This window comes from Verrucomicrobiota bacterium (genome assembly GCA_016871535.1).
Taxonomy (GTDB): Bacteria; Verrucomicrobiota; Verrucomicrobiia; order Limisphaerales; family SIBE01; genus VHCZ01.
The window spans coordinates 1-10,071 of sequence record VHCZ01000222.1 but is presented as its reverse complement, the minus strand read 5'-3'; the positions used below and the strand labels follow the sequence as shown (position 1 = coordinate 10,071).

The 10,071-nt window shown below is 60.7% G+C and carries 5 protein-coding genes; 2 read left to right on the top strand and 3 right to left on the bottom strand.

Annotation, left to right across the window (positions count from 1 at the left end):
* Positions 1-724: 724 nt before the first annotated feature.
* From FJ398_21615 to FJ398_21605, 3 genes are read right to left on the bottom strand one after another with little or no spacing between them, the layout of a single operon-like run.
* Positions 725-3,097: a hypothetical protein gene (locus FJ398_21615; GenBank protein MBM3840510.1), complete on the bottom strand. Its 2,373-nt coding sequence runs from the start codon at positions 3,095-3,097 to the stop codon at positions 725-727.
* Positions 3,098-3,147: 50 nt separating this feature from the next.
* Positions 3,148-4,485, bottom strand: coding sequence for a DUF1501 domain-containing protein (locus tag FJ398_21610; GenBank protein MBM3840509.1), 1,338 nt, complete (start codon positions 4,483-4,485; stop codon positions 3,148-3,150).
* 12 nt (positions 4,486-4,497) lie between these two features.
* Positions 4,498-6,861, bottom strand: coding sequence for a DUF1549 domain-containing protein (locus FJ398_21605; GenBank protein ID MBM3840508.1), 2,364 nt, complete (start codon positions 6,859-6,861; stop codon positions 4,498-4,500).
* Positions 6,862-7,038: 177 nt separating this feature from the next.
* Here FJ398_21605 and FJ398_21600 point away from each other — a divergent pair, with 177 nt between their 5' ends.
* Both FJ398_21600 and FJ398_21595 read left to right on the top strand, forming a co-directional pair.
* Positions 7,039-7,779, top strand: a complete 741-nt coding sequence (locus FJ398_21600; protein MBM3840507.1) for a class I SAM-dependent methyltransferase — start codon at positions 7,039-7,041, stop codon at positions 7,777-7,779.
* Complete coding sequence (locus FJ398_21595; protein ID MBM3840506.1) at positions 7,776-9,521, top strand: lipase maturation factor family protein; 1,746 nt, start codon at positions 7,776-7,778, stop codon at positions 9,519-9,521. Before FJ398_21600 ends, FJ398_21595 begins: the two co-directional genes overlap by 4 nt.
* Positions 9,522-10,071: the final 550 nt, after the last annotated feature.

Here is a 10,071-nt window from a genome sequence, read left to right as displayed (position 1 = left end):
GCCGTTGCCCCGGCGCGTTCAGCCCTGGTTGCGCATCAACCGTTCCGATTCGATCTGGCCGTTTTGCGGCGGTGCTTCGCTGATTCCATTGGCCAACTTCTTGGGCCCAGGGTTGCTCTCGGCGCGGATGTCTTTTCCCTCTCCCTGAGGGAGAGGGATAGGGTGAGGGGAAGGGGCCGTTCGAACTCCACGACGCAGCCACTGAAAATAGCGAGTGGCAGAATTTTTGTTTGAGCAACGCGTCCTCACCGATCAATCCGGCCAGATACTGCAGACCGTGGGATTGACGACAGATCGACCGGAGAACCGTAGCGCAGATTTTCAATCTGCTCTATCGCCGATTTCCAATCGGCAGGGCGCCGGCAAGTCCCAGCGGGCTCGGACTGGGAGACGCCCCGCAGAATACAATTCTGCGCTACGGCAGAGTGCAACTCTGCGCTACGAGCTTTGTCGTCCATCCCGCGGACCAAGCAGTAATCTTCGGTGCGAAAAACCGCTTCGATCAGTTCGTGGCACGACGCCCCGGGCGCCGCCGGCAATTCATCGGAACGCAGCCAGTTGGCTGGAGCACGCCGGCGGAGCGGAACGGCTCCCAGGCTGATGGCCGCGATGCCGTGTTCCTCGTAAGAGTCCGTCCATTGAAATCTCATAATAACGGCTCTGAGGCATCAGACAGATTCGCTCGTCACCCTTTCTCCAACTTTTCCGCCGTTCCCCAGGCCGATCACTGCGCAATTGCGGCCGTGGGGCTGACGAACTCAATTCCCGCCCCGGCCGTGTGTGGATTCGTTGAGCCGAGGGTTCTCGCACGGACGATCGCTGGCATGTTGAAGGGACCCGGGTTGCCTCCAAACCTTATGCGCAACACCGCGTCGGTCCCCTCCGCCGAAATCACCACTGGCAGAGCGCTGAGGTCTCGGAAGTGCAAAGGCAGGACTAATTCCACTCGCACTGCTTCACGCGCGATGGATTTGTCTCGCCGAGTTTGAACGCGCAATTCGACCTCGGTGTTCGGTTTTGCCAGCAGGGATCGCCGGTCGATTTCAAGACTCATCAACGCCTCCATGATGACCGCGATGATCTGGTCGTTTTGTTCTCCGGAACTGTAGCTGACGATGTGCTCGCTCCCGTCGCGATCTTTGACGGCCCCTGAAACCATGACGGCGGAACGGCTCGTGCGGCCAATCTCCATCCAGGGGGGCAAGGTCAGCGGATATTCGATCTCATTCGCTTCGGGCGGCACCGTGATCGCCGGTCCATGCACGCCTTGCAAGTGCCGCACTTGCCGATCGGCTAACCGCACCGACAGCGGTCCGGCGAAACCATTCCGATCCAAAATGTAATTCCGTCGATACACGGATCCACGAATTCCGTAGGCGAACAAGTACTCGCCTCGGATTCTGAAAGGCGTTGGCATCGCAACCGCGAGCAATACGTTGTCTAAAGATGGCTGCCCGCGCGGCACGGCGAACTTCGCGATCCGTTCCACAGTGTTTCCATTGATCTTCGCCGCGCCGCGAATCCGAACGTGCGTGGCGCCGATCCTCGTCTCCGGCGCCGCCGTGAAATTCAGTTCCGTCTTTGGCTGCTTCTCGGCGATTTTGAGCCCCTTCACGCTGACGCCCGCAGGCAGGCCTTCCACGGAAAGCTCAACTTCACTCGCAAAGCTTCCAATGCGCTCGGCGTCGATTCGAAGCTGAGCCGGTTTTGGCTGCGGTCGATTCTTTTTTTGTTCCTCGCTCAGGCCGGCGATTTCGCGCAGGACGGTCACGGCATCCGTCGCCAATTTGAGCTGGAAGTCCGGTTCCGGTTGGGGGCCCGCTCGAAGCCGATAGCTAAACTTAGGTCCGCCGCGCGACGCGAACCGTTCCTTGACGCCCAAGATGTAGGTCCCATCCGCAGGCGCTTTAAACGTCAGGCGCGAATCGGTCTGGTCGCCGCCGAGGTCGTCGTTTTGGGCAAGCGGCTTGCCGGAAGTATCGAGGATGGTCAGGACGGAGTCGAGCGGGCTGCCCAGGCGACTGGCTCGGAGATCGAATTCGTAAGATTGGTCCTTCGCGAGGCGAACGGGCCAGAATTCGCTCTCGTTCGGACATTCAACACGGCCGTTCAACACGACCGGCAGAACGATGGAGTCCTGCTTGGAAGCGTCCGCGAGCGAGCCCGCCGCGGCAACGCTCTCCGGCCAATCATCCACCTCAAGCACGATCGGGTTCGTGCACGAGTCACCTAACTTCAATTGCGTGACGAAAGGACTTGCTGCCTCAGCCGGAAGATCGAGCGTTGCTTGCGAAGAAGGCAAGGCGGCTCCGAGCAAGTGCATTCGCAACTTAGCGCCCCGGCGGCCCCCCAACGGGAAGATCGCCTGGACAAAAGGTCTGTCCGTCAGCGTCAATCGATACACATAATGCTGCAGCCCGCCGAAGCTGATGTCGTGGATTCGGACTTCATACGTCCCGTCGGCAGGAGCCGTGAATGAGAGCTGCGGGTCTGTTCCGGAAGCCGCGACCGCCTCGGCCAGATGGCGTCCTTTGGAATCCCGTACTTCCACTCTCGGCTCCAAGGGCGAGCCCAATCGCCTGGCCCAGGCGTCGAGGGTGATTTCTTGTCCGGCGCGAGCCGTGAACGTCCAGACATCGACGTCTTCGCGGGGAAAAATCCGTCCGTTAATTGTCACAGGCAACTGAACTTCGGTCCGGATCGGGTTGCCGTCGATTTCCTGTTCAATCACCTCGGACAACTCGCCGATCACGAAGGGCCGCGCCGAAGTCGCGCCTTGCGAGGTCCAAACGCGCCAGTAGCGCACGCCCGGTTCGGCCTCGGCCGCAATTCGCACCTCACCCGCGTGGTCCTTTGGATAATCTTCAACATTCTGCGAAGCGGGCAGCGGAATGATCGGCCCTTCGAACCAGACGGTGTTCGTTTGGCGAATCGTGCCTGCGGCCGAAACTCCCGGACCCAGCATCTCGAACGACGCTTCGCCATGCAGGTAATGGCCTCCCACTTTGAATGGAACGTCTGTGCCTCGCTGCCCGCCGGCGGGAAAAATGTAAGAGACGGAAGGTTCTTCGGCGGAATTGCAGAGCGCGAACGACATTACAGATGCCAAGCACCGACCAAAGAGGATACGGCTACGGGAAAAGAGCCTCACACCAACTCTCGAATGATTCGCCCGCCACTCGAAAGCGCGATCGGCCTTCCCTCGGGGGTTCGCAGTTCGGCTTTCGGATCGATACCCAGCAAGTGATACAGCGTGGCCGCCAGATCCTCGGGGCCGTACGGATTGTCCGCCGGCTCCTGTGCCCAGGCATCGCTTGTCCCGACGGCTCGCCCGCCCTGGATGCCGCCTCCGCCGATCGCCAACGTAAAGCATTTGCTCCAGTGATCTCGGCCCGCGTCCTTGTTGATGCGCGGCGTGCGGCCAAATTCGCCGCTGAGGATGACCAGCGTCGAGTCGAGCCGGCCGCGGTCCGCGAGGTCGCGGAACAGCGTGGCGATCGCCGCGTCGAACTTCGGGAGCAACTGGCTCTTCAGGATCGTGAAGTTGTCGTAGTGCGTGTCCCAATTCGAGTGATCGACCATCACGCATCGCACGCCGGCCTCGACGAGTCTTCGCGCCATGAGACAGCTTTGGCCCAGCGTGTGCCGTCCGTATTCATCGCGGAGTTTTTCCGGCTCCTGCGCGATGTCGAATGCCTTCTTCGCCTCCGGCGAAGTCATCAGGTCGAATGCTTTTTGACTGAAGACACTCACGCTGCGGGCCGCGCTGTTTGCTTTGACTTCAGCCCTTCGTTGGTAGCGATCGACCTGTCCCAGCAGCTCCCGTCGAGCCGCAAGCCGTGAGGCCTCCAGCGCCATCGGCGGCGCGAGGTCGGGCACGGAGAAACTCGGCGCGCCCGGATCGGATTCGATCACAAACGGCACGGCCGACGGCCCGAGAAAGGCCGAGCCCGCGCTGGCGTGCAGAATGGGCAAACACACATACGGTGGGACCGAGCTGCGCGCACCCAGTTTGTGGCCAATGACCGAGCCGAAGGAGGGATACTGGTTGTTGGGCTTCAGGTTGGGATTGAATCCGGCGATGGGGTGATAACCCGTGAGCATGTAGTGATCAGCCGGACCGTGATCCGCATTGCGGTGACCGAATGACCGGACGAGTGATAATTTGTCCATCTGCCCGGCGATCTTTGGCAGATGCTCGCTCACGTGGACACCGGGAATGCGCGTTGGGATCGATTTGAATTCGCCGCGGATGTCGGACGGCGCGTCCGGCTTGAGATCGAAGGTGTCGATCGTGCTCATGCCGCCCTTGAGGAAAATCCAGATCACCGAGACGTCCCGCTGCTGGCCGGCGGGACTGGCGGCCCGCGCCTGGCGTTCGAGCAAGGCGGGCAAACTGAGTTCGATTCCGAGCAATCCGACCGCGCCCACCCGCAGGAAGTCACGCCGGTTGATCCCGTTACAGTGTTGAACGTATCGGCTCATAGATTCTAACTTTCAATGATTGAAAACAAATTCAAGCGAGTTGAGGAGGCTCCAGGCCAGGTCTTCGGCCGCGTGCCGCCGATCACGGCCGCGTTCAGCCAGGTACTTCTCAGCGCACTGCCTCTCTTCCGTCGCCGGGAATCTGCTGTAGAAGGTCAGATACAATTCGTCCGCCAGATTCACGTTGTCCGAGCATGAACTGGTGAGGCGCGCAATGGCGCCCTCCTCGTGCGTCAATTTGAAGTGAATCTGTGGTGAATTGAGCAAGTGCAGCACTTGGGCAATGCTGGCCTCGGCATTGCGCTCGCACTCGCACGCGGTCTTGCGCACAGGCCGGCCAAACAACTTCAGAAAATAATGCGACACGTCGCTGTCCCACACCTGGATCGCGCGATAGCCCGCCGGCACGCCAGCGAACTTCTCCCCGATGCCGGTGGTCTGGCACACCGCATCGAGCAGCACTTCCGCCGGCAAGCGCTTGAGCAAAGTCCGCGAATAATTCTGCTCATCCTGCGCGTTCGTGTCGTTCGGTTGCGAGGAGAGTTGATACGTCCGGGACCTCGTAATCGTTCGGATCATTTGTTTGAGATCGAAATCCACTTCGACCACCTGGCGAGCAAGCGCGTCGAGTAATTCCGGATTACTCGGAGGATTGGTGGCGCGCACGTCATCGACCGGCTCGACCAACCCGCGTCCCAGAAAGTGCGCCACCATTCGATTGGCCAGATTCTTCGCAAACCACGGATTATCCGGCGCCGTGAACCACGCCGCAAGGGTGCGGCGCAACTCCGTGTCCGTCTCCGGGTGGGGCCTGGCTGCGCCGAGCGGATGGGGGCGAACCATTTCGCCCGTGCGCGGATTTCGGGCTTCCGCTTTGCCGCTCGCCAGCAGCATCTCTCCAGCAGGCCCTTTCTTTCGATTCACCGGTTGGAAGAACGCTTGCATGCCGTAATAATCGCTCTGGCTCCAGCGGTCGAACGGGTGATGATGGCATTCCGCGCAGGCGATGCGGACGCCGAGAAAGACCTGCGACAGCGTGCTGGCCATTTCGCCGGGCTTGGCGAACAGCCTGTAGAAATTCGCTTGAGGCGTTTCTTCGATGGGTCCCTCCGCCGTGATCAACTCACGGACCATCAGGTCGAATCGCGTGTTCGACGCGAGTCGTTTTCGGATCCAGGAGTAGTAAGCGTAAGCATCCTTGTGTCCGAGCACCTGGCGATCGACGCGCAATACGTCCGCCCATCGCAGCGCCCAGTAATCCGCGTACTCAGGCCGAGCAAGCAACTCATCCACAAGCCGTGCGCGCCGGTCCAGCCGCCGATCCACGAGGAAACGCCGGGCTTCGGCCGGAGTCGGGAGCGTGCCAATGACGTCCAGGTAAACCCGCCGGAGGAATTCGGCGTCATCCGCCAACTCGGACGGGTGGATATTCAATTTCCTCAGCTTGATATCGACGAAACGGTCGATGAAGTTGAATTCCGGAAGTTGTGGAAACGGCGCCGGGCTTTCTTGGCGCGGCACAAGAATCTGGCAGACCGCGACCGCGCTCAGGTAACGAGCCATGATCGCCGCCTGGCCGGGAATGTCGGCCGCAGAGACCCAACCCTCGTCATCGACGCGCGCGACGACTTCGTTGTTAGATTGGAACTGCGCGAGGTGGGTCACGTCCACGCGTCGTCCATCCGAATAGATCGCCGTCACCCGCAGCGGTTGCCGCGCCTGCATGGGTAACACGCGCTCCGTCGGCGTGAGTTCAATCTCTTTGACTCTGGGATCGGAGGCGTGTCCAAACGGCGTGCCGGCCGCGATCCAGTCGCGGACGATCAGGTATTCCGGTGTGCCAGCCCGAATACGCGTGCCGCCGCCATGCGGCATCGCGCCGGAAATCTTCTGCAGGAGTAAACTTTCCTCAGGAGCGGCCGGGAAGACGCGGCGACCCCGGCTCTCCATCGTGAGGGCTTTGTGATCAGCCGCTGGATCATAGCCAAAAACAGAGAGCTTGAATCCGTTCTGTCCTTCGGCTTTGCCGTGGCACGACGAGGAATTGCAGCCGAACCGGTTTAGGAAGGGAGTGATATCGTTCTCGAAGTTGAACGATCGCGGTTCGCGCGCGTGGAGGCTTTGGAGGATCAGCAGTTCGAAGGCAAGCACCAGCGAGGCAAGGCCAGCGATTCGTTTCATGCAAAGCGACGCAGTCTGCGCAGGAAGCGCCCGATTCTGCCCAGACCTTAGCCTTTCGCTGGTCGCTAGCGCAAGGGAAATTCTGAGGGCGGGTTCGAAAAAACCCCCACCGAAGTTCCGGGGACCGAAGTCGCGGAGGTCTGGCACCAGGAAATCAACTGGCCACAGCCGCGTCGGGTCGTGCTCTTGCGGCATACAGTATCTCTATCAGGCGCTGGTGACCAACCTGCCTGCGAGCGTGCCACCGTTGGAAGCCGCTTTCCCGGCGTTGAAACGCCGGGCTATTGTCGGAGAGTCCCTCCGGGACAATGCCATGACAATGCCAATCCATTTTTGCGGCCTGCAAGCATTTCTGGTAACAGTCCTTGGACCATGAACCGGCCTGCCTTTTATCGAGAAGACCTCGCTTACATTCATCATGTCGGCTTTGGGGAACTGGCAACCCGGGCCGCGCCAGAACTGCTGCGGATTCTCAAACGCGCAGGCATTCGCCGGGGGACCCTCGTTGATCTCGGTTGCGGCAGCGGCTTGTGGGCGAAGGCAGCCGAACGGGCTGGATTCGACGTCATTGGCGTGGACTGTTCGCCAGACATGATTCGCCTGGCGAAACGCGTGGCTCCTCGCGCTCGTTATCGTTGCGCCTCGCTTCACGAGTTCGAGCTGCCGCCTTGCGATGCGATCACGATCCTGGGCGAAGGCTTGAATTACCTCGACGGAGAGCAGATCCCGAAAGTCGAGAAGCTCTTCAAGCGCGCGGCTCAAACGCTGCGTCCCGACGGATTCTTCATTTTCGATGTGATGATCCGGGAAGGCCCGGCGATGAACTATCGCGGCTGGCGCGCGGGGAAAGATTGGGCGGCGCTGTTCGAAGCGGCTGAGAACCGCCGGAAACACGTGTTAACGCGGCGAATCACGGCCTTCCGCAAGATCGGCTCGGCGTATCGGCGGTCGGAAGAGACCCACGTCGTGCGGTTGTTTGACCACGAGGAAGTCACGCGGGCATTGCGCGCTTCAGGGTTCTCCGTGCGCGTTTCCCGGCGCTACGGACGCACGCCGCTGGCGCCGCGGCGAATGGCCTTTTTCGCACTCAATGGTTCTGCAAGCCACGGATGATCCTGGATTCGGGTATGAAGCCATCTCCGCCGCGCGACTCCGATCCGCGAGTCGCGCAGCCTCCGGACAAACCACTCCTCATTTTCGACGGCGACTGCGCGTTTTGCTGCCGCTGGCTGTGGGGCCAGCACGTCCAGGAGCCATCCCACATTTTCGTCCGCTGGCTCTTTCTGAGGTTGATGGGCGTGACTTACCTGATCGCCTTCCTCTCGCTGAACGCGCAGCTCGCCGGCCTGATCGGCAGCAACGGAATCATGCCCGCGCAATCGGTCATGCGTGCGGTTGAGGAAAACACCGCTGGCCTGGGGATCGATCGGTTTCGGGTCGCGCCAACGCTGTGCTGGTTGAGCGCCGAGGACAGCTTCCTGCGCGGACTGTGCGTCGCCGGCCTGGCGCTCTCGGCTCTGGTCATGCTGAACATTGCCCCGGCACCGTGCCTGTTCCTGCTCTGGCTCAATTATCTGTCGCTCGCCCAGATCAGCACGGTGTTCCTCGGCTATCAGTGGGACAACCTTCTCCTGGAGGCGGGTTTTCTGGCGATCTTCCTCGCGCCTTGGCGGCTCTGGCCAGGTTTCGCCCGCGAAACGCCGCCCTCGCGCCTCGTGCTCTGGCTGCTGCGCTGGCTGCTCTTCCGGTTGATGTTCTCTTCGGGCGCCGTGAAGCTCTTGAGCGGAGACGCCGCCTGGCAAAACTTCACCGCCCTGACCTTCCACTATGAAACGCAACCTTTGCCGACGCCGCTGGCCTGGCACGCGCACCAGTTGCCGGTCTGGTTTCATGAAGTGGCCTGTCTTGGAATGTTCTTTGTCGAGCTGGTTTTGCCCTTCCTCATCTTCCTCCCGCGCCGTCCGCGCTTCCTTGCGTTCTGGGGTTTCTTGCTGCTGATGGCGGCCATTGCGCTCACTGGCAATTACACCTTCTTCAACCTCCTCACCGTTGCCCTGTGTGTGACTCTGCTGGATGACTTCGCGCTGGCAAGGTTTGTTCCGCGCAGATGGGCTGAGCGAACTGCCGTTATTCCGGAACAGTCGAACCCCGTCCACCCTGAGGCGACCTCCGCTCCGAACGCCCCCCACGCACCTGACTCGACCACGGATTACACAGATAACATGGATAAAAGAGCTTCGCCATCCGCGAAATCCGTGGCCGCCCCACTCCGCTGGACGCGCGCCGCCGTGTTGTCACTGCTCACCGCCGTGGTGCTGGGCGTGACGACGGTCGAAATGCTCGGCCTGTTGCGCGTCCGCTGGGCCGCCGGGAATCCGCTCGTGAAACTCTATCGATGGGTCGCGCCTTTCCGCTCCATCAACAGCTACGGCTTGTTCGCGGTCATGACCACGTCGCGCCCTGAAATCGTCGTGGAAGGCAGCCACGACGGACAGAACTGGCTGGCTTACGAGTTCCGCCACAAGCTCGGCGACCTGCGCCGGCGGCCAACGTTTGTTGCGCCGCATCAACCGCGGCTCGATTGGCAAATGTGGTTCGCCGCGCTAGGCGACGTGCGGGGCAATCCCTGGTTTGTGAACTTTTGCGTCCGCTTGCTGCAAGGCCAACCCGAAGTCCTCGCTCTCATCGATCGAAATCCATTCCCGGATCGGCCGCCGAAGTTCATCCGCGCCCGGACCTACGCCTATCACTTCACCACGCCCAAACAGCGTGGCCAAGACGGAGCCTGGTGGCGGCGCGAATACCAAGGCGAATACTGTCCCGCCCTCTCGCTCCAGCCAAACACCGCTCCCTGAACGGGCCCCCTTTGAATCGGAAGTGCCAGTATCTGGGGACGGCAACCCTCGAAAAGCATTGTGAACTCCAGGGATTGCCTTACTCCAGCGATTGAGGAACTTTTGAGAGTGCTGCCTGATGTTCGGGGACGCGGGGCGGGTGTTTCGCGAACATGCAAATCGAATCTGACACACTTTCTTCTGGCAACGGAAAGACCGAGGCACTGAGAATCCTCGTCGCTTAGAGCGGTTTCGAAAATGGGATCGAAGGCGTGCGGCTTTATCAGCGCCTGCTTGAAAAACTCGCCCACGAGTTCGTCTCCGTTGGTCTATGCGAAGGAACGCCTGCGGTGCCATTCCTCCATTTCCTAATCTTAATCATACTCGTAATCCTAATCTCTCGGGGTCGCGTTAGAGACTTAGTGGTCCATTTCATAAATACGCTCACGTTCGCGGCAAGGGATTTTTCGGCCAGACGAGGCGCGAGCGACGAGCATATCCCGAAGTGGATCTGTAAGGAGCAAGCAACGAAGTCTGGCGAAAAAGAACTGCCGCCCTTCGGGTTGCGCCG

What these genes read in the sequence shown, in the direction of transcription:
- FJ398_21615 (MBM3840510.1), bottom strand. Translation starts at nt 3,097, where the DNA reads ATGTCGTTCGCGCTCTGCAATTCCGCCGAAGAACCTTCCGTCTCTTAC.
- FJ398_21610 (MBM3840509.1), bottom strand. Translation starts at nt 4,485, where the DNA reads ATGAGCCGATACGTTCAACACTGTAACGGGATCAACCGGCGTGACTTC.
- FJ398_21605 (MBM3840508.1), bottom strand. Translation starts at nt 6,861, where the DNA reads ATGCCGCAAGAGCACGACCCGACGCGGCTGTGGCCAGTTGATTTCCTG.
- FJ398_21600 (MBM3840507.1), top strand. Translation starts at nt 7,039, where the DNA reads ATGAACCGGCCTGCCTTTTATCGAGAAGACCTCGCTTACATTCATCAT.
- FJ398_21595 (MBM3840506.1), top strand. Translation starts at nt 7,776, where the DNA reads ATGATCCTGGATTCGGGTATGAAGCCATCTCCGCCGCGCGACTCCGAT.